Source organism: Roseomonas sp. CECT 9278, assembly GCF_918698155.1.
In the GTDB taxonomy this organism is placed as follows: domain Bacteria; phylum Pseudomonadota; class Alphaproteobacteria; order Acetobacterales; family Acetobacteraceae; genus Neoroseomonas.
This window is the reverse complement of sequence record NZ_CAKKLX010000025.1, coordinates 1-17,873: the sequence shown is the minus strand read 5'-3', so window position 1 is coordinate 17,873 and position 17,873 is coordinate 1. Positions and strand designations below refer to the sequence as shown.

The following is a 17,873-nucleotide window of genomic DNA, read 5'->3' as shown; positions in this document are numbered from 1 at the left end:
TCAAACCGCCGCGGTCGCCGCCGGGGCGCGCAGCTGTGCCAGGATGCGCAGCAGCAGCGCCTCCTGCACCTCCAGGAAGCTGTCCTGGTCGGGGGCCAGGACATGGGCGAAGACCTGGATCTCGATCGCCGTCGGCGTCAGCGCCACCAGGCGCACGCGCGGCAGGCCCGGCTCGCGGCCGACCATCGGGTGGTCCGCCAGCAGGGCGCGCAGCGCCGCCAGCATGCGCGACACCTCGGCATCGTCCGCAGCCGGCGGCAGCGCCACGCGATGGTCGAAGACAAAGCGGCTGCGCACCGACAGATTGGTCACATGCGCCTTGGCGATGTCGGCATTCGGTACCGTGGTCAGCGTGCCGTCCGACCCGCGGATGCGCGTCGATCGCGGGCCGATCGATTCGACCCGGCCATTGGCCGCCTGGAAGCGGATGGCGTCGCCCACCCGGAACGGCCGGTCCGCGAAGATGGACACGCCGCCGAACAGGTTCTCGACCGTGGACTGCGACGCCAGCGCCACCGCGATGCCGCCCACGCCCAGCCCCGCCACCAGGCCCAGCGCCGGGATGCCGATCTCGTTGGCGCCATAGGCCAGCACGGTGGCGGCGGCGATCAGCCCGACGATGCGCGCCAGCAGCCGCAGCAGGTGCGCGTCGTAGTTGTCGTCCGGCACGCGGGGCGATGCGATGATCGCCTCCGCCACCAGGCGGCAGGCCAGGATCGCCGCCCAGGCGCCGGCGCCATGCAGCAGCAGGATGGCGCTCAGCGTCTCGAGGTCCGACAGCGGGCCGCTCAGGTTGACCTCGCCGTCAATGAGGACATGCGCGAACCCGACCGACAGCGCCAGGACCAGCGGCACGGTCAGCCAGCGCAGCACACGGCGCAGCGGGGCCGCCTGGCGCGCCCAGCGCCGCACGTACCCGCCCCAGGCCAGCGGCACCAGCAGCGACACCAGCATGATGATCGCCGAGGCGACGACCTTCCACACCGGCGTCTCGAGCAGCGTGCGCCGCAGCGGCGCCGGCAGCCGGGCGATCAGATCAGGCGCGAAGATCGGCCCGGCCATCTGGATCTGCGCCTCGCGCCAATTCGTCATGCTGGCGGGGCGCAGCGGCCGCTGGTCCATCACCTGGGCGTGGAATTCGCCCAGCCGCGCGATGCTGGCGCGCGAGACGCGATACTCAGGCGGCGCATCGGCGCCGCCGATCCGATCGATGCGGATCTCGGTGCCGGGCAGCGTCCAGCGCGCGGGCAGCGGCCCGGCCCGGTCCGGCGCGCCGGGCATGTCCCCGGGCGCGATCTCGGGCAGGCGCAGCAGGATGTCGGCCAGCTCCGCCAGCGCGCGCGCACCGACCTTGCGATGCACCGCGACCGGCACGTCGCCGAGGTCGAGCAGCTGGTCCGAGGCGCGATGCACCGCGTCGCGCAGCATCAGGCCGGTCGCGTGGTTCGGATCCGCGCGATAGGCGGCGAACAGCCCGGCCAGGCGATGCGTCTCGGCATGGAAGGACTGCATGGTCGCATAGGGGCTCGACGTATCGAGCGCGGGCAGCAGGCGCAGCTGCGCGGCCGCCGGCCAGGCGGCGCAGACCAGCATGAGCAGCAGGCAGCCAAGGCGGAACCGCATGGACGCGAACCTGTACCGGGTCCCCCGCCTGTAGCCGCAGGCCGAGGGCGCCGTCCATGCCGCGATCAGCGCGGCGCCGCCGGCGCGCCCGGCCAGACCCCCGGCCGCACCGCCGCGGCGCAGACCGCGCCATAGGTGGTGATGCCGAGCGCCACCGCGACGAACTGCCCGGTCAGCCCGAAGCCCATCGCATCCCCCAGCAGCCAGCCGCCGCCGACCGCGAGCGCGATGCGCGACAGCCCCGCCGCCACCGGCCAGCTCATGCGGCCCGCGCCCATCGCCGCGAAATACAGCGCCATGCCGATGCCGAAGCCGGGCATCGCCCAGGCGATGATGGACAGCGCCTGCGTCGCGATGGCGCGCACCGCGGGGTCGCTGGTGAAGGCGGCCGCGGTGGCGGCGGGAAAGATCCCGACCGGGATGGCGATGGCGCTGGTCACCCCCAGCGCCAGCGCCCCGCCGGTCCAGGCGATGCGCCGCGCCTCCGCCCAATCCCCCGCGCCGACCGACCGCCCGACCAGCGCGGTCAGCGCCGAACCCACGCCAAAGGCCAGCGGGATCATCAGGAACTCGATCCGCGCCGAGATGCCATAGCCCGCCACCGCCGCCGCGCCGTGATGGGCAATGCGCGCGGTGACCAGGATGGTCGCCAGGTTCGCGATGGTCGCCATCGCGCAGGCGACCAGCCCGACCGACAGGATGCGGTGGAACAGCGCGCCTTGCAGCGGGGCGCGCAGGTTCGGCGTGAAGCCCGCGCCGCCCGCCATCACCGCCGCGGCCATCACCGCCGCCGCGCCCGTCATGGTCAGCGCGAAGGCCAGCCCCGCCCCGGCCAGCCCCATGCCGATCGGTTCCATCAGCACCCAGGCCAGCGGCGGAAACGCCAGCCAGGCGCCGATCACCCCGCGCGCCGCCAGCGCATGCCGCCCGCCGCCGCGCAGGATCGACGCCAGCGTATTGGTCAGCCAGGCCGGCAGCGCGCCGGCGCCGAACAGCCAGGCGGAATAGGCAGCCCCCGCGGCCGCCGCCTCCGGACCGCCAATGAGCCCGAGCAGCGTGCGCGGGAAGATCGCCAGCGGGACGATGAACAGCGCCGCCCCCGCGCAGGCGATGACCAGCGCATGGGTGGCCAGCGCGGCCGCTTCCTCGCGCTTGTCGGCACCCAGCGCGCGGGCGATGGCGGAGACCACGCCGCCGCCCATCGCCCCTGCCGACATCTGGCCCAGCAGCAGCGCGAAAGGCAGCACCACCGCCCAGCCGGCCAGCGCCGGCGTGCCCTGCCGCGCCGCCAGCCAGGGTTCGATCAGCAGGGCCACGACCTGGGTGCCCGCCAGCAGCGTGGTCGGCGCCGCCAGCGCCAGGATGCGCCGCACGCGCGAGGGCGCCGGCGCGGCCAGCACGGTCCCGTCAGCCATGCGGCACCTCGGTCCCGAAGCGGCGGCGCGTGGCCTCGTTGGCGCCGGGGCCGGGCAGGATGCGGACATCCTCGGGCGCGATCGGGGTGCCGTCCGGCCGGCGCGGTTCCGGTGCGAGCACCGGTGCGCCGGTGGCGCGGTCGATCATGATGGTGGACGGACCCTCCGGCCCCGACAGGTGCCGCGCGCCCCAGTCGCGGATCGCGAGATACAGCGGGAAGGCGTCGCGCCCGCGCTCGGTCAGCCGATAGGCGTGGCGACCGCCATCGGGCACGCGCTCCATCAGCCCATGGCGCACCAGCGCGCCGAGCCTGGCCGACAGGATGTTGGGCGCGATGCCGAGGTTGCGTTCGAAGGCATCGAAGCGGGTGGTGCCGGCGAAGGCCTCGCGCAGCAGCAGGATGGTCCAGCGCTCGCCCAGGATCGCCATGGCGCGGGCGACGGGGCAGCGCATGCGGGCGAAGTCGATGCGGGGCATGGCGGTCCTGCGCAGTGGACCATCATCAGGCGCCAAATGCTTGCATTATGCAAGCGAGCTCTTGCGACGCGCCGTCCACAGGCTTGTCCACATAAATCTGCACCTGACGTGCATCGCAGAACTTGTGTGCCGATGCCTGGTTGGCCTACCGTATGTTGTGTCGGGGGACATCGGGGGACCGCGCTATGGATTGGACGACCGAGGCGATCGAGCGCCTGAAGGCGCTGTGGGCCGAAGGCCATTCGACGGCCGAGATCGGCCGGCGCATGGGCATCTCGAAGAACGCGGTGGTCGGCAAGGCGCATCGCCTGAGCCTGCCCGCGCGCCCAAGCCCGATCCGCCGCGACGCCCTGCCGCGCCCGGCGCCGGTGCCGCGCGCGCCGCGCCCGGTCCATGTGCCGATGCAGCGCCTGGTGCAACCCCCGGTGCTGCGCCAGGCGCCACCGGCCGCGCCGCCGCAGCAGTCGAGCGCCCCGCAGGTCGTGCGGTCCTTCCCCACGGCCCGCCCGCGCATCGGCGCGCGCGCCTGCTGCTGGCCGATCGGCGAACCGGGCACCCAGGGATTCCGCTTCTGCGGCGGCGACCCGATGGCCGGCAAGCCGTACTGCGCCGAGCACGCCGCGCTGGCGTATGTGAAGCCGAGGGATCGGCGCGAGGACGCGGCCTGATTTTTTGACGCTCAAGCGGCGGGCGCGGCCCATCCGGGCCGCTTGCCTGCGCGCCATGCACTGGTGCGCTGGCGGCTGCTGACGGGTTGGGCGCGGTCGCGCCGTGCACTCCCGGATCGTGCGGGCGCACGATCCGTTTTTTGCCCTCAGGCGCCGGGCGCCCGCTCCGCGGGCGAGAAGCCGCGTCATGCGGCGCCGTCAGCGGCTCGGCACGCCCTGCATCTGCCACTCCCGCACCGCCTCGATCGGCCACACCAGCATCATCACGTTCAGCAGCAGGTTGTCGCGGATGACCCAGGCGGCCAGCGCCTCCATCCCGATCACGATCAGCACCGACGCCACCACCGGCAGCCGCGCCGCCAGGAAGAAGCCCACCAGCATCGCCACCCCGTCACCGAAGGAATTGACGATGCTGTCGCCGTGGTAGTCGAGCGACGCCGTCACCTCGCGATACCGGTCGATGATGAGGGAGGTGTTCTCCACCACCTCCCACGCACCTTCCAGCAGCAGCGCCACCACGGCGCGCCACGCCACGCTCCATCCCGGCGCGACCCAGCGCAGCGCGGCGTAGAAGATGAAGCCATGCGCCAGGTGCGACAGCGTGTACCAGTCGGTCAGGTGCTGCGAATTGCCTGACGACCACACATCGCCATGCCACAGCGAGACATACCCGCAGGCACACATCCACAACCGCCCGATGGCAAACTGGATCAGCGCCACGCCGGCCAGGATCGCCGCCATCGCGGCCCAGGGCACCCATCGCGCCGTCATGCCCGCCACCGCGCCAGAATCATCATCGCCCCCCCGGCCAGCAGCCCCCAGAACGCGCCGCCGATCCCCATGAAGGACAGGCCGGATGCGGTGACCACGAAGCACACCAGCGCCGCCTCGCGCGCCTGCGGCGCCTGCACCGCGCCCAGCATCGCCCCGCCCAGCGGGCCCAGCAACGCCAGCCCCGCCACCGCCTGGATCAGCACCGGCGGCGCCGCCGCCACGAAGGCCGTCACCACCCCCGCCAACAAGCCGAACACGATGTATGTCGCGCCGGCCACCACGGCCGCCACCCAGCGCCGCGCCGGGTCCGGCCCCGCGCCCTCGCCCGCGCACAACGCCGCGGTGATCGCCGCCAGGTTCACCGCCAGCGCCCCGAACGGCGCGGCGACCACGCTGAAGACGCCCGTCGTGGCGAACAGCGGCCCCGGATCGGGCCGATATCCATTGACCGACAGCACCGCGAGCCCCGGGATGTTCTGCGACGCCATGGTCACGATGAACAACGGCAGCGCCATGCCGGTGACCGCGGCGAGCGAGAAGCTCGGCACCACCAGCTCCAGCTGCGGCTGCCAGCCGCCCGTGGGCAGCGGCGCGCTCGCGGCGATCACGCCGATCGCCACCGCCACCGCCGCCGGCACCGCCAGCAGCCGGTTGATGCGCGCCACCACCGCCCAGGCCAGCACGATCGCCAGCCCCGCCACCGGCTGTTCCGCCACCGCGCGCACCGGCGCCAGGCACAGCGTGAACAACAGCCCCGCCAGCATCGCATTCGCCAGCGGCGCCGGTATCGCCGCCACCGCGCGCCCCAGCGGCTTCCACAGCCCCGCCGCCGTCAGCAACACGCCACAGATCAGGAAGGCGCCGACCGCCTCGGCGAAGCCGCCCGCCGGCATCGCGGTGCCGGCCAGCAGCGCCGCGCCGGGCGTGGACCAGGCCACGCTGATGGGCAGCCTGAGGCGCGCCGACAGCAGGATGCCCGCCAGCCCCATCGCCACCGACAGCGCCATCAGCCCCGATGCCGCCTGCGCCGGATTGGCCCCCACCGCCACCAGCCCCTGCAGCACCACCGCGAAGGAGGATGCGAAGCCGACGAACCCCGCCAGCAACCCCGCCGAGACCGCCTGCATCAGCGCCTTCCCTTGGGCAGCGTGTCGAGCACCGCGCCGATCCGCGCGGCGGCCTCGGGCGTGATCTGCCGGATGTCGCGCGCCAGGCGATTGGCGAGGTCCGTCACCTCCGGCGCGAGGCCCGAGGTGTCCAGCACCGCGCGCGGATGCGAATGCCGGGCGAGGCGGTTGAGATCCTCCGCATCGTCCCAGATCAGGCCGAAATACTCGTTCACCTGGTGCACCAGCCCGGCCGAGGGCTTGCCGCGCCGGCCGTGTTCCAGCGCCGACAGATACGCCGCCGAGACCTGCAACGCCGCCGCCAGGTCCTTCAGCGTGACGCCGCGCTGGGTGCGGAGTTCGCGCAGCCGCGCGCCGAAGGGCGTCATCGCCGCCGGCGCAGCAGCAGGTGGACCGCGCCGGTATTGGCGCTGTGCGGATGCGCCGCGCCCAGCAGGATGCGCCGCAGGTCCGGCGCGTTCAGCCAATGCGGCAATTCGCGCCGCAGCACGCCGCCTTCCTCCGAGGAGCCACGCCCGGTGATGACGGCCACGCAGCGCAGGCCGTCGGCAAAGGCATCGGCCAGGAAGGCGCGCACCGCGCCATGGGCCTCCTGCGCGCGGCGGCCATGCAGGTCGATGCTGCGCTCGGGGCGGATGCGCCCGCGCCGCAGGTCGCGCCAGCGGCGGTCATCGAGGCCCGAGGGCGGCGTGTTCACCGCGATGTCGGGCGGCGACCAGCGCGGCGCGGGCGCGGGGGCGGACGCCAGCGGCGCGGTGGCGATCGCGACCGGCGCGGGCGGGGCCGGCGGGGCGGGCGGGAGCTCGCGGCCAGGCAGCGGCGCGACCTCGGCGGCATAGGCGCGCCACAGGGCGCGGTCGGCCTCGGTCAGGCCACGCAGGCGGCGGCGGGTCATGCCTCCGGCGGCGCCGTGGAGCCGGTCCGGGCCTTGCCGCGCTTCGGTGTCGGGGCCTTCGTCGCGGCGGCGGGGGCGGCCTGCGCCGGCGCGGCGGCGGGGGCCTGGGCCGGCGGGTCGGCGGCGTCGTCATCCAGCAGCACGATATGCAGCCGGCGCGGACCATGCGCGCCGAGCTCCAGCGTCTGTTCGATGTCCGCGCTGCGCGACGGGCCGGTCACCAGCATGACGTTGCGCGGCATGAACGGGCGCCCATCGGCAACGTTTCGCGTTGTCGATGGGGTCCCGATGCCGCCGGTGGTGGCATCGGTGCCTTCGCGCCGCAGCGTGTCCCAGGCTTCCTCGTAGGCGCCCATGATGCGGCTGGTGCGCAGCACGACGACCTCGGTCTCGGCCAGCAGGTTCAGCGTGGTCGGGCGCGTGGCGTCGGAGGGCAGCATCAGCGTGCCGGTCTCGGCGATGGCGGCGTAGCCGTGCTGGACCGAGACGGCGTCGGTCGCCTCCGCGCGGCGCGCTTCGAATTCCAGCAGCGGCTTGTCGGCCCAAGGCAGCGCCGCGAGCTCCGGGTGTGGTGCGAGCACGAAGCGCGGCGCGAGGTTCTGCGCGGCCAGGTAGTCGGCGATGGCGCCGGGGATCTCGGCGGCATCGGCCACGCGCGCGACGGTGCCGAATTCCTTCTCGACGTTGCGGATGAACAGCGCGATCTGCTCGGGCCGCGGCACGCGCGACCGCGCCGGGATCAGGTGGCGCGGGTGCGTCGCGAGCCGCCCGTCCAGCATGGCGCGCTGGTCGGCCGGCAGCGGGCCGCGCTTCAGCCCGCGGCGGATGGCGCCGAGGATGGCGTCCTTGCTCATGGCCTCACCGCTTCCGTTGCTGCTGCGCGTAGCGCGCCATGAAGGTGCCGCCCTCGGGCACCGGCAGGTCGCGCCCTTCGGTCCAGCCGCCGGCCAGCGGCAGCGAGCGGAACGAACCCTTGCGGCCGCCGAGCAGCTTCAGCGCGCCGACCGCCAGGCGCGTCGCGATCCGATACGCCTGCGGCCGCTTGGCGAACCAGGCCCAGAGGCCGAGGTTGCGCCGCACCGTCGCCGGCGTCAGGTGGCGTTCGAATTCGCGTTCCCGCCAATGCCGCATCAGATTGGGCAGCGGGATCTTCACGGGGCACACGCTTTCGCACTTGCCGCAGAAGGTGGAGGCGTTGGGCAGCAGCGCCGCCTTGTCGATGCCCACCAGCGAGGGCGTCAGCACGCTGCCCATCGGCCCCGGATAGACCCAGCCATAGGCATGCCCGCCGGTCGCGCCATAGACCGGGCAGTGGTTCATGCAGGCGGCGCAGCGGATGCAGCGCAGCATGTCCTGGAACTCGGAGCCGATCATGTTGGACCGGCCATTGTCGATCAGCACGACGTGGTATTCCTCCGGCCCATCCAGGTCGCCGGGCCGGCGCGCGCCGGTGCTGAAGGTGGTGTAGACCGAGAAATCCTGGCCCGTCGCGGAGCGCGCCAGCAGGCGCAGCAGCGAGGTCGCATCCTCCAGCGTCGGCACCACCTTCTCGATGCTGGCCAGCGCGATGTGCACGCGCGGCAGGGTCTGCGTCAGGTCGCCATTGCCCTCGTTCGTGACGATCACCGAGGAACCGGTTTCCGCGATCAGGAAATTCGCGCCGGTGATGCCGACATCGGCGGCGAGGAAGCGCGAGCGCAGCTTGGTGCGCGCCTCGGCCAGGATGTCGCGGCGTTCGTTGAACACGCGATTGGGGTCGAGGTCGGTGTGCATGCGCCGGAAATCGGCTTCCCAATCCTCGCGGTTCAGGTGGAAGGCGGGCGCGATGATGTGGGACGGGTGCTCGCGCCGCAGCTGGATGATGTATTCGCCGAGGTCGGTCTCGACCGGCTCGATGCCGTGCTTCTCCAGGTGGTCGTTGACGGCGATCTCCTCGCTGATCATCGACTTGCCCTTGGTGACGGTGCGCGCGCCGGCGCGCTGGCAGATGCCCAGCACCGCCGCGCGCGCCTCATCGGCCGTCGAGCACCAATGCACCGTGCCGCCGGCGCGTTCCACATTCGCGGCGTAGGTCTCGAGGTAGAAATCCAGGTTCGCGAGCGTGTGGTTCTTGATGTCGCGGCCGATGTCGCGCAGCGCCTCGAACTCCGGCAGGCGGGCGACAGCCTCGGCCCGGCGCTGCAGGAAGGCGCCCTTGGCCTTGCCGAGCGCCTTCTGCAGGCCGGCATCGGCCAGCGCGCGGGCGGCATTCTGCTTGAAGGCGGGGGAGGTGACCTGGACCACGGCGGCAATTCCTGCGGGACGGGCGCAATGTAGCGCGAAAGCCCGGCCCTGACAGGGCGGCCGCCCGCCCGCCGTGGCCGATCCCCGCGCCCAGGCGGCGCGGGCGCATGCCCCGGCCGCCGCGGGGCTTGCCCTCTGCCGCCCGGAGCGCGAAAAGGCCGCGGCCCCCGTGGGCAGACCGATTCGCGCCCCTTGGTTGGCGCCCTTGCAAGGAGAAGCGCCGGTGATCACGCGTCGTTCCCTATTCGCCGCCGGCGGCGGAGCCCTGGCCCTGGCCGGCTGCGCGACGGAGCAGGTGACCGCCGACGGCCGCTTCCCGGTCATGAGCGTGCTGGGCATCCTGTCCGACGTGTCGGATTTCCGCTCGGCACTGCGGTCCGCCGGCCTGGCCGACATGCTGAGTGGTGCCGAGACCTTCACCGTCTTCGCACCGACCAACCTGGCCTGGGGCGCGGCCCCGGCGGAATTCCGCAACGGCGGCGCGGCATCGCTGCGCAACCTGATCGCCGGCGGGCGCCTGCGCCTGCCGGACATCCAGGCGCGCGGCGGCCGCGTGCGGATGCTCAGCGGCATCGACCTGCGCATCGTCGGCGGCACGCCGGCCGAACCGCGCATCCAGGCGGCGCGGGCGAATGCGGCGCCGTCGGGCGCCTCGGCCTCGATCGTGCGGCCGAACATCCTGTGCAGCAACGGCGTGATCCACGTCGTGCAGGGCGTGCTGATCCCGGCCTGATCGCGCCCCGATCCCGGTTTCGCCGGGATCGGGCTGCGCTTTTGTTGATCCCTCAGGCGGTGGGCGGGCCGCGTCCGCGGCCCTTGCCTGCGCGCCGGGTGCTGGCGGTCCCGGCGCGGCTGATGGGTTGGGCGCGGTCGCGCTGTGCGCTCCCGGATCGCGCGGAGCGCGATCCGAGTCTTTGTGATGACCCTCGGGCGGCGGGCGGGCCGATCAGCCCGGCGCGCCGCCGCGCTTCCAGGTCAGTACCAGCACGTCGCGGCAGGACGGCAGCGCATCGTCCACCGGCGCCACGGGCGTCACGCCGTGGCGCACGCGCGGGTCGTCCAGCAGCGCGGTGTCCAGCGGGTCGCGCAGGACGAACTGCGCCAGGCGACGGCCGTCATCATCCTCGATCACCGTCTCGCCGCCGCTGAGGTTGGTGCGCGCGATCATCGTGATCAGCACCACATCCACGCCGTCATGATGCACGCCTTCGGGCGTCGGAAAGCCGGGGGCGCCGGCGGCGGCCTCGATGCGGAACTGGTGCGCCTCGACGAACCAGGGCTGCGCGCCGTGCAGCGAATCCGCCAACGCGCGGCCAAGGTCGAGCATCGCCACCAGCGGCGCACAACTCGCCACCGCATCCTCCATCGGTGCGAACCAGCGATCCACGCCGCCATTCAGCGTATTGTGCACCACTGCCTGGAAATGCGGACGGTGCGCGCCGCGCAGATGGCCCGGCACGCCCGGCTCGGCGGTGAAGTTCGCGATGCGCCGGCGCCGATACCGCCCGCCGTCGCGCATGAAGGCGTCGGTCTCCAGCCGGTTCCAGGAGGCAAAGAACGGCGCCAGCGCATCCGCCTGGCCGCCCGGCCCCATCAGGCCCACCATCTGCGCGCCCGTGACACGGGCGAAGCCGCGCCCGGCAACATCGGCCAGCGGTCCCGCGGGCAGCGTCATGGCGTCCGGCCCCCCTGGGACGGCGGCGTGGCATCCCGCGCGCCGATCGGCGGTGCCACGTCCCGCGCGCCTATCGGCGGTGCCACGTCCCGCGCGCCTATCGGCGCGACCTCCTGCGTCATGCCGGCCAGCACCTCGGCGATGTGGCGCACCTGCACCGCGCTGCCCTCGCGCGTCAGGCGGCCGGCCATGTTCAGCAGGCAGCCCATGTCGCCGGCCAGCAGCGTGCCGGCGCCGGTCGCCGCGATGTCGCGGCACTTGTCCGTCACCATGCGGGTCGAGATGTCCGGATACTTCACGCAGAAGGTGCCGCCGAAGCCGCAGCAGATCTCGGGATCGGCCATCTCCGCCAGAGTCAGGCCCTGCACGCCGGCCAGCAGCGCGCGCGGCTGCGCCTTCACGCCCATCTCGCGCAGGCCGGCGCAGGAATCGTGGTAGGTGACGGTGCCGTCGAAGCGCGCATCGACCGTCGCGACGCCCCGCACGTCGCGCAGGAAGGACACCAGCTCGTGCGTGCGGCCCGCCAGCTCCTGGGCCTTCGCGCGGGCTTGCGGATCGTCCTCGAACAGGGTCGGGAGGTGATGGGCCAGCATGCCCGCGCAGGACCCGGACGGTGCGACGACATGGTCGTAGCCGGCGAAGGCATCGATGATTCCGCGCGCGAGGTCGCGTGCCGTCGCGCGGTCCCCGGCATTGAAGGCGGGCTGGCCGCAGCAGGTCTGGACCGGCGGCACCTCGACCACGCAGCCGGCCTGTTCCAGCAGGCGGATCGCCGCGAAACCCACGCTGGGTCGATAGAGGTCGACCAGGCAGGTGACGAACAGCGCGACGCGCGGCTTGGGCGTGGACATGCGCGCAGAATAGGCATCGTCCCCGCTGCCCGCACAGCCCCGCTGTCCCGCGCCGCGCGCCGCCCTGCCATTCCGCGTCCGAAGCACCGGGCCGGCGGCCCCGCTAACACGGATCGTGCGACGCACGATCCGGGAGCGCACGGCGCGACCGCGCCCAACCCGCCCGCCGCGCCGGGCCCGCCAGTCCGCGGCGCGAAGGCAAGGGCCGCGGACGCGGCCCGCCCGCCGCCTGAGGGTCATGCAAACACTTCGGATCGTGCGCAGCGCGATCCGGGAGCGCGACTGCGCGACCGCGCCCAACCCGCCCGCCGCGCCGGGCCTGCCAGTCCGCGGCGCGAAGGCAAGGGCCGCGGACGCGGCCCGCCCGCCGCCTGAGGGATCAATTCAATCTCTGCCGCAGTTCCTCGACCAGGCTGCGGATGCGCAGCGCGGCCTCGCCCTCCGGCACCAGCACCAGGAAGCGGTCGAGACAGCCCAACGCGGCGCCGATCCGGTCCAGGCGCTGGTTCATCAGCCCTGCCTCGCGCCACAGCGCCGCGGCATCGGGCGCCAGGCGCAGCATGTCCTCGGTGCAGGCCAGCGCGCCTTCCAGCGCGCCGGCCCGCAGGCGCCGCAGCTTGATGTTGTTCTGCAGGCGTAGCAGCACGTCGCGCTTGCCCATGGGCCGCAGCAGCCCGGGGCGCAGCTCGGCCGCCTCGCCCTCGACCCGCTTCAGCAGGCTGCGCAGGGCGGGCGCTTCCAGCGCGGTGCCGCCGGCGAAGACATCGACCAGCGCCTGGCCGCGCGTGCCTTCCACCGCCAGCAGGAAATGCCCCGGGAAATCGACGCCATGCGCCGCCCAGCCGGCGGCCTCCGCGGCGTGCAGCCACAGGATGCCCAGCGCCACCGGCAATCCGCGCCGGCGTTCCAGCACGCGGATCAGGTTGGCATTCGCCGGGTCGTCATAGGTCTGGGTGTCGCCGGCCAGGCCGAATTCGCCGTGCAGCACGGCCAGCAGGCGTTCGCGCCGCGCCTGCGGGTCGCCGGCATCGGCGGCGTGGTCGGCTGCGGCGGCGCCGACCGCGGCGCGGGCGATCGCGGTCAGCGTCGCGGCGGCGTCGCGCCAGTCGGCGTCGGGCGCATCCACCCGGGCGAATTGCAGCGCGGTGGCGGCCAGGTCGATCTCGGCGTCGGGCAATTGGCCGGCGGCCTCGAGGGCGGCGCGGGCCTCGGCCCCTGTGGCGGACGGCATGGCGACAGTGTTGCGGCGCCGAGCGGCGACATCAAGGCGGTCGGTTGCCATGGCGCGCGACAGCCGGACCGCGCGTCTCGTGAATCGAAAGAAATCTTGTTTTCGAGAGTTTCACGATTTATTAATCAATTCGAAGCGCCGCGCACGATCTCACGCCACGCCACGCGCCCAGTCGGAGAAACGCCATGCGTCACCCCATCCACGGCCTGCGCAGGACCGTCCCTGCCGCCGGCGCCTTGCTCGGCCTGCTGGCGCTGGCGGGCTGCGGCAGCGCCCTGTCCGACAGCTCGGCGCTGGGCGGGGAGGCCCGTCCGGCCGCCTACCCCGGCCGCATCACGCTCAATTCCCAGCCGGCCGGCGCGCGGTGCATCCTCACCAATACCGCCGATGGCAGCCGCATCGGGGAGGTCACCACGCCTGCCCAGGTGCCGCTGGCCCGCGGCACCGCCATCATCGAGGCCGCGTGCAGCGCGCCGGGTCACCTGGAGACCACCCTCGCGCTCCGCCCCGTGCGCGACTTCGCGGAAGGGATCCACCATCCGCAGCCGGTCGGCACCGGCGCCATCCAGAATGCCGCGGTGGTGCGCAGCGGCAGCACGCGCCGCTACAACGACACCACGGTGATGCTGCCGCCGCAGTCCTTCCCGTCGGCCGAGGCGCGCGACGCCTGGTTCACCGACCGCGCCAGTGCCATCCGCGCCGCGGCGGCGCCCAGCATCGCGCGCGCGCAGCGGGCGTCGAACGCCACCATCGACACGCCGCAGGTGCTGCAAGGCTACCTCGCGGCGGACCTGGCGGCGCTCGACCGGCAGAAGGCGGCGGCCATCGTCGCGGCGCCGGCCGCCGAGGCCGCGCCGGAGGCGCCCGCCCGGCGCCGCCGGTAGAGCCGATCCCGATCCGGTGGAGTCCACCTGGTCGGGTAAGGATGCTCGCAAAAGCACTGGCCTAGAGACGGCAACGCGAGCCAAGGCGCGCGTGGCCGGCGCTCGCGAACCGAGGACCGGGGAGGGCACCTCCCGCGCATGCACGCCCGGGGCGCTTGGCGCAAGACGCCCTACCGCAGCAGGACCGGCAGCAGGGCGTCGAGCCGCACGATGCCCTCGGGCGTGGCGCGCAGGCGGCCCTCGGGGGTCCAGGCCAGGTAGTCCTCGTCCAGCAGCGCGGCGAGCATCGCGGGATCCACCGCGGCGGCGAAAGCCAGGCCGGACCGGGCGGCGATCCGCGCGGGGTCCACGCCCTCGGCCAGGCGCAGGCCCATCAGCAGCGCCTCCCGCGCACGGTCCTGCGGGGGCAGTACCTCCTCCTCGGTCGCCGCATGGCCGTGCTGTTCGACGCGCCGGGCCCATTCCTCCGGCGCGCGGTGCCGGCGCGTGGCCACCATGCGGCCGTCCAGCAGCAGCCGCTGATGCGCCCCGGCGCCGATGCCGAGGTAGTCGCCATACCGCCAATAGGCCAGGTTGTGCCGGCTTTCCGCGCCGGGCCTGGCGTAGTTGCTGACCTCGTAGGGCAGCAGGCCGAAGCGCGCGGCTTCCTCGGCGGTGGCATGGTACAGGCGGGCGGCGTCGTCGCCCTCGGGCAGCGCGAAATCGCCGCGCGCATGCAGCGTGGCGAATTGCGTGCCGGGCTCGATGGTCAGCTGGTAGAGCGAGAGATGATCCGCCGCCAGCGCCAGCGCACGGCGCAGCTCGGCCCGCCAGGCGGCCTCGGCCTGGCCGGGGCGGGCGTAGATCAGGTCGAAGGACAGGCGCGGGAAGATCGCACGCGCGGCCTCCAGCGCGGCGATCGCCTCGCGCGCATCGTGCTTGCGGCCGAGGAAGCGCAGCGCCTCCCCCTCCAGCGACTGCACACCCAGGCTGGCGCGGTTCACCCCGGCGTCGCGAAAGGCGGCCAGGCGCCCGATCTCGACGCTGGTGGGGTTGGCTTCCAGCGTGACCTCGATTTCCGGCGCGGCATCGAACAGCGCCCGCGCATCGGCGATCAGCGCCGCCACCGTGTCGGGCGACATCAGCGATGGCGTGCCGCCGCCGAAGAAGATGCTCGCGAGCGGACGGCGGCCGACCCGCGCGGCCTCATGCGCCAGTTCGCGCCGCAGCGCGTCACGGAAGCGGGCCTCGTCCACGCTGTCGCGCACATGGGAATTGAAGTCGCAATAGGGGCATTTCGCCGCGCAGAAGGGCCAGTGGATATACAGGGCGAGGGGCTCGGTCACCGGCGGCATATGGTCCGCCCGCGCGGTCCTGTCGAATGGCACGGGGCGGGCGGGGGCGCATGCGGGCGGCGCGGCGCGCATCGCGTCGGGATGCGATCGGGCCTTCCGTTCCTGCCGGCGCCGCCGCATAGCCTGGATGTCCTTCGAACAGGAAAGCCGATGCCCCGGATCGCCGCGCTCCATGCCGCCCTTCTTCTGGCTGTGTTCCTGGTGCTGACCCTGCGCGTGCTGCGCGCGCGCTTCAGCACGCGGATCGTGCTCGGGACCGGCGGCGATCGCGCGCTGGAACGCGCGGCGCGCGTCCATGCGAACTTCGCCGAATACGTGCCGATCTTCCTGGCGGCGCTGCTGGCCGCGGAGCTTTGCGGGGCGCCGGGCTGGGCGCTGCACGCCACCGGCGCGGCGATGCTGGCCGGGCGCGTGCTGCACGCGGTGGGGATGTCGCGCGAGCCGGACATCGTGCCGTTGCGCGCGGCGGGGATGGTGCTGACGCTGTTCGCGCTGGCCCTGGCCGCCGTGCTGGCGCTGGGCGCCGCGATCGGGCTGTGACGGGCAGGGGAGCGGCCGGCGCCGGGCTCCGGGACGCGCCGGGCGGCGCAGTCTCGAACGACTCCTGAACGGGCCGCCGGCCCGGCGTCGGCGCGCCTGTGCGCGTCAGGGCGACAGCGTTCCATGGCGGGCGATCCGCCGCCTTGCCCGCCCGCGGCGCCGCACCGGCCGAGGCCTTGCGGGGGTCGCGACCGAGAGCCCCACCCCTTCGAACCGCATCCATCACGCGGATGAAGTTGCGCCCAGGCAGCAGGCCCGGACGCGATGCAGCGAGCCGCTGCGATCGGGCACGATCCCGTGGCGTTGCACCGCACCGCCACGGGAGACGAGGGAATTGCTTCCCCCGCCGCTGCTTCGCTACGCGCTGGCGGTGCCGGCCTGGCGACGTGCCAGGCGGCCCAGCTCCAGCGCATGCGCCCCGGCGCCCAGCCCCGCCTGCACCAGCAGCGCCGCCGTCCAGAAGGCAGGGAATTCCCAGCCGCCGCGCGGGTTGCCGAACATCCAGCCATTGGGCAGGTGCTGGATCGTGGCGCCGACCAGGATCGGGATCGACAGCAGGCTCACGGTCCGCACGCCCACGCCGGCGATCAGCGCGAGGCCCGCGCCGATCTCGGCGAAGGTGACGATCGCGCCGAAGATCGGCGGATAGCCCAGCGAACCGAAGAACCCCATCGTGCCCGCCAGCCCGAAGGTGCCGAGCTTCAGCAGCCCGCCATGGGCCAGGAACAGCAGCCCCATGCTGACGCGCAGCAGCAGGGCGGCATAGGGGGTGGTGGTCTTCACGTCGGTCATCGTCGTGGTCCTTGTGTGCGCCCCGGTGGGGCGGCGATGGCGCGGACAATGCCTCCGGCGGCCCCGCTGCTTCCAACGCCGCTTCGGAACGTCCATCATCACCGGCAGGAATGGCTGATCTCTCGACCCTCGACCTCAACCTGCTGCGGGTGTTCGACGCGGTGGCGCGCGAGCGGCACGTCACGCGCGCCGCGCAGCGGCTGAACCTGTCGCAGCCGGCGGTCTCCAACGCGCTGGCCCGGCTGCGCGCGGCGCTCGACGACGAATTGTTCCTGCGCCGCCCCGGCGGGGTCGAACCCACCGCACTCGCGCTCGCCCTCGCCGGTCCGGTCGCCGAGGTGCTCGACCGGCTGCGCGAGACGCTGGCCGTCAACGCCCCCTTCGACCCGGCCACGAGCGACCGCGTCTTCACCGTGGCGTGCAGCGAATATGCCGAGGCGGTGCTGGCCCCCCGCCTGCTGGAACGCATGGCGCGCGAGGCGCCGGGCTGCCTGCTCGCGATCAGCCACGCCGACCGCACCAACTGGCAGGCGCTGCTGGACCGCGGGGAGGCCGCGCTGGCGATCGGCGTGCTGCCCGAACCGCCGGCGATCTACACGCGCATCCGGCTGCTGCCGGAAGGCTTCCTGACGCTGATGCGGCCGGGCCATCCGCTGGCCACCGGCGTGCTGACCGAGGACCGGCTGATCGGCTACCCGCACCTGCTGCATTCACCCAACGGATCGCGCGACGGCGCGCTGGACGTCGCACTCGCCAGCCGCGGCAAGCGGCGCCGGCTGGGGGCGGTGGTCGCCCACCTGTCCGCAGTGCCCGAGATCCTGGCGCGCACCGACATGGTGATGACGCTGTCAGGCCGCCTGGCGCAACGGCTGGCCGAGGCCCACGGCCTGGCCCTGCGCGAATCGCCCATCGAGATGCGCCACACCCGCCTGTCGCTGATCTTCCACCGCCGCTTCGAAAGCGACGCCGGCCACGCCTGGCTGCGCCGGCTGATGCTGGCGGTGGCGCGGGAAGTGCCGGCCATGGAGGGCGTGGACGGGGGAGGCGCTGCCTCCCCCGAACCCCCTCCGCCAAGGGCTTAAGGCCCTTGGATCCCGCAACTTCAATCGGGGGATTTGGGGAGGGGCATGGCGTGCCTGTCGCGATGGCGGTGCCGTCGATGCCCCTCCCCGAATCCCCCGATCAGGTATTGGTGTCCAGAGCGACCGTCTTGCGGGTCAAGCGTTTTGCCATGGACGTTGCGCCTTGATGATCGCGTTGAGGATGGTGAGCAGGCGGCGCAGGCAGGCGATGAGGGCGACTT

19 protein-coding genes are annotated in these 17,873 nt (G+C 73.4%); 5 read left to right on the top strand and 14 right to left on the bottom strand.

Annotated features, from left to right (window positions below; all coding sequences use genetic code 11):
* The 3 genes from LQ222_RS16270 to LQ222_RS16260 all read right to left on the bottom strand — a co-directional run bounded on the left by LQ222_RS16270 (window position 1) and on the right by LQ222_RS16260 (window position 3,516).
* Window positions 1-1,623 (bottom strand): mechanosensitive ion channel family protein, encoded by a 1,623-nt coding sequence (locus LQ222_RS16270; RefSeq protein WP_230167883.1) that lies wholly within the window; start codon window positions 1,621-1,623, stop codon window positions 1-3.
* Between the two features lie 65 nt (window positions 1,624-1,688).
* Entirely contained in the window at window positions 1,689-3,038 is a 1,350-nt protein-coding gene (locus tag LQ222_RS16265) for an MATE family efflux transporter (protein ID WP_230167882.1), read from the bottom strand.
* The gene (locus tag LQ222_RS16260) at window positions 3,031-3,516 is read right to left on the bottom strand and encodes a helix-turn-helix domain-containing protein (RefSeq protein ID WP_230167881.1); all 486 of its coding nucleotides are present in this window, start codon (window positions 3,514-3,516) and stop codon (window positions 3,031-3,033) included. The genes LQ222_RS16265 and LQ222_RS16260 overlap by 8 nt, the downstream gene beginning before the upstream one ends.
* 185 nt (window positions 3,517-3,701) lie before the next feature.
* Here LQ222_RS16260 and LQ222_RS16255 point away from each other — a divergent pair, with 185 nt between their 5' ends.
* Window positions 3,702-4,184, top strand: coding sequence for a GcrA family cell cycle regulator (locus LQ222_RS16255; protein WP_230167880.1), 483 nt, complete (start codon window positions 3,702-3,704; stop codon window positions 4,182-4,184).
* 198 nt (window positions 4,185-4,382) lie between these two features.
* Here LQ222_RS16255 and LQ222_RS16250 read toward each other — a convergent pair whose 3' ends face one another.
* The 6 genes from LQ222_RS16250 to LQ222_RS16225 are packed head-to-tail and all read right to left on the bottom strand — an operon-like array spanning window position 4,383 to window position 9,263.
* Window positions 4,383-4,955 carry a DUF2585 family protein gene (locus tag LQ222_RS16250; protein ID WP_230167879.1) on the bottom strand — a complete coding sequence of 191 codons (573 nt, stop codon included), beginning with the start codon at window positions 4,953-4,955 and terminating at the stop codon, window positions 4,383-4,385.
* Window positions 4,952-6,085, bottom strand: coding sequence for a benzoate/H(+) symporter BenE family transporter (locus LQ222_RS16245; RefSeq protein WP_230167878.1), 1,134 nt, complete (start codon window positions 6,083-6,085; stop codon window positions 4,952-4,954). The genes LQ222_RS16250 and LQ222_RS16245 overlap by 4 nt, the downstream gene beginning before the upstream one ends.
* Window positions 6,085-6,453, bottom strand: a complete 369-nt coding sequence (locus LQ222_RS16240) for a helix-turn-helix domain-containing protein (RefSeq protein ID WP_230167877.1) — start codon at window positions 6,451-6,453, stop codon at window positions 6,085-6,087. The genes LQ222_RS16245 and LQ222_RS16240 overlap by 1 nt, the downstream gene beginning before the upstream one ends.
* Window positions 6,450-6,980, bottom strand: a complete 531-nt coding sequence (locus LQ222_RS16235; protein ID WP_230167876.1) for a Smr/MutS family protein — start codon at window positions 6,978-6,980, stop codon at window positions 6,450-6,452. The genes LQ222_RS16240 and LQ222_RS16235 overlap by 4 nt, the downstream gene beginning before the upstream one ends.
* The gene (locus tag LQ222_RS16230) at window positions 6,977-7,834 is read right to left on the bottom strand and encodes a lactate utilization protein (RefSeq protein WP_230167875.1); all 858 of its coding nucleotides are present in this window, start codon (window positions 7,832-7,834) and stop codon (window positions 6,977-6,979) included. The genes LQ222_RS16235 and LQ222_RS16230 overlap by 4 nt, the downstream gene beginning before the upstream one ends.
* A 4-nt stretch (window positions 7,835-7,838) precedes the next feature.
* Window positions 7,839-9,263, bottom strand: coding sequence for a LutB/LldF family L-lactate oxidation iron-sulfur protein (locus LQ222_RS16225; protein WP_230167874.1), 1,425 nt, complete (start codon window positions 9,261-9,263; stop codon window positions 7,839-7,841).
* Between the two features lie 223 nt (window positions 9,264-9,486).
* Here LQ222_RS16225 and LQ222_RS16220 point away from each other — a divergent pair, with 223 nt between their 5' ends.
* A complete protein-coding gene (locus LQ222_RS16220; protein WP_230167873.1) occupies window positions 9,487-9,996 on the top strand; it encodes a fasciclin domain-containing protein in 510 nt (169 codons plus the stop codon).
* Between the two features lie 213 nt (window positions 9,997-10,209).
* Here the strand turns inward: LQ222_RS16220 and LQ222_RS16215 are convergent, their stop codons facing one another.
* The 3 genes from LQ222_RS16215 to LQ222_RS16205 form a co-directional block, all read right to left on the bottom strand.
* Window positions 10,210-10,938: a 2OG-Fe dioxygenase family protein gene (locus tag LQ222_RS16215; protein ID WP_230167872.1), complete on the bottom strand. Its 729-nt coding sequence runs from the start codon at window positions 10,936-10,938 to the stop codon at window positions 10,210-10,212.
* Window positions 10,935-11,789, bottom strand: a complete 855-nt coding sequence (locus LQ222_RS16210; RefSeq protein WP_230167871.1) for a (Fe-S)-binding protein — start codon at window positions 11,787-11,789, stop codon at window positions 10,935-10,937. The genes LQ222_RS16215 and LQ222_RS16210 overlap by 4 nt, the downstream gene beginning before the upstream one ends.
* A 379-nt stretch (window positions 11,790-12,168) precedes the next feature.
* Window positions 12,169-13,020: a SirB1 family protein gene (locus LQ222_RS16205; RefSeq protein WP_230167870.1), complete on the bottom strand. Its 852-nt coding sequence runs from the start codon at window positions 13,018-13,020 to the stop codon at window positions 12,169-12,171.
* Window positions 13,021-13,205: 185 nt separating this feature from the next.
* On the opposite strand from LQ222_RS16205, the gene LQ222_RS16200 reads away from it, so the two are divergent.
* Window positions 13,206-13,904 carry a hypothetical protein gene (locus LQ222_RS16200; protein ID WP_230167869.1) on the top strand — a complete coding sequence of 233 codons (699 nt, stop codon included), beginning with the start codon at window positions 13,206-13,208 and terminating at the stop codon, window positions 13,902-13,904.
* Between the two features lie 170 nt (window positions 13,905-14,074).
* On the opposite strand, the gene hemW is transcribed toward LQ222_RS16200, so the two are convergent.
* On the bottom strand, window positions 14,075-15,238 hold the full coding sequence (gene hemW, locus LQ222_RS16195; RefSeq protein WP_230167868.1) for a radical SAM family heme chaperone HemW: 1,164 nt from the start codon (window positions 15,236-15,238) through the stop codon (window positions 14,075-14,077).
* A 150-nt stretch (window positions 15,239-15,388) separates the two neighbouring features.
* On the opposite strand from hemW, the gene LQ222_RS16190 reads away from it, so the two are divergent.
* On the top strand, window positions 15,389-15,778 hold the full coding sequence (locus LQ222_RS16190; protein ID WP_230167867.1) for an MAPEG family protein: 390 nt from the start codon (window positions 15,389-15,391) through the stop codon (window positions 15,776-15,778).
* 357 nt (window positions 15,779-16,135) lie between these two features.
* Here the strand turns inward: LQ222_RS16190 and LQ222_RS16185 are convergent, their stop codons facing one another.
* Window positions 16,136-16,570: a DoxX family protein gene (locus tag LQ222_RS16185; protein ID WP_230167866.1), complete on the bottom strand. Its 435-nt coding sequence runs from the start codon at window positions 16,568-16,570 to the stop codon at window positions 16,136-16,138.
* 110 nt (window positions 16,571-16,680) lie between these two features.
* Here LQ222_RS16185 and LQ222_RS16180 point away from each other — a divergent pair, with 110 nt between their 5' ends.
* On the top strand, window positions 16,681-17,652 hold the full coding sequence (locus LQ222_RS16180; protein WP_230167865.1) for a LysR family transcriptional regulator: 972 nt from the start codon (window positions 16,681-16,683) through the stop codon (window positions 17,650-17,652).
* The last annotated feature ends 221 nt before the right edge of the window (window positions 17,653-17,873 follow it).

Coding starts and splice junctions, on each gene's coding strand:
- LQ222_RS16270 (WP_230167883.1), bottom strand. CDS start 1,623: ATGCGGTTCCGCCTTGGCTGCCTGCTGCTCATGCTGGTCTGCGCCGCC.
- LQ222_RS16265 (WP_230167882.1), bottom strand. CDS start 3,038: ATGGCTGACGGGACCGTGCTGGCCGCGCCGGCGCCCTCGCGCGTGCGG.
- LQ222_RS16260 (WP_230167881.1), bottom strand. CDS start 3,516: ATGCCCCGCATCGACTTCGCCCGCATGCGCTGCCCCGTCGCCCGCGCC.
- LQ222_RS16255 (WP_230167880.1), top strand. CDS start 3,702: ATGGATTGGACGACCGAGGCGATCGAGCGCCTGAAGGCGCTGTGGGCC.
- LQ222_RS16250 (WP_230167879.1), bottom strand. CDS start 4,955: ATGACGGCGCGATGGGTGCCCTGGGCCGCGATGGCGGCGATCCTGGCC.
- LQ222_RS16245 (WP_230167878.1), bottom strand. CDS start 6,085: ATGCAGGCGGTCTCGGCGGGGTTGCTGGCGGGGTTCGTCGGCTTCGCA.
- LQ222_RS16240 (WP_230167877.1), bottom strand. CDS start 6,453: ATGACGCCCTTCGGCGCGCGGCTGCGCGAACTCCGCACCCAGCGCGGC.
- LQ222_RS16235 (WP_230167876.1), bottom strand. CDS start 6,980: ATGACCCGCCGCCGCCTGCGTGGCCTGACCGAGGCCGACCGCGCCCTG.
- LQ222_RS16230 (WP_230167875.1), bottom strand. CDS start 7,834: ATGAGCAAGGACGCCATCCTCGGCGCCATCCGCCGCGGGCTGAAGCGC.
- LQ222_RS16215 (WP_230167872.1), bottom strand. CDS start 10,938: ATGACGCTGCCCGCGGGACCGCTGGCCGATGTTGCCGGGCGCGGCTTC.
- LQ222_RS16210 (WP_230167871.1), bottom strand. CDS start 11,789: ATGTCCACGCCCAAGCCGCGCGTCGCGCTGTTCGTCACCTGCCTGGTC.
- LQ222_RS16205 (WP_230167870.1), bottom strand. CDS start 13,020: ATGCCGTCCGCCACAGGGGCCGAGGCCCGCGCCGCCCTCGAGGCCGCC.
- LQ222_RS16200 (WP_230167869.1), top strand. CDS start 13,206: ATGCGTCACCCCATCCACGGCCTGCGCAGGACCGTCCCTGCCGCCGGC.
- hemW (WP_230167868.1), bottom strand. CDS start 15,238: ATGCCGCCGGTGACCGAGCCCCTCGCCCTGTATATCCACTGGCCCTTC.
- LQ222_RS16190 (WP_230167867.1), top strand. CDS start 15,389: ATGCCCCGGATCGCCGCGCTCCATGCCGCCCTTCTTCTGGCTGTGTTC.
- LQ222_RS16185 (WP_230167866.1), bottom strand. CDS start 16,570: ATGACCGACGTGAAGACCACCACCCCCTATGCCGCCCTGCTGCTGCGC.
- LQ222_RS16180 (WP_230167865.1), top strand. CDS start 16,681: ATGGCTGATCTCTCGACCCTCGACCTCAACCTGCTGCGGGTGTTCGAC.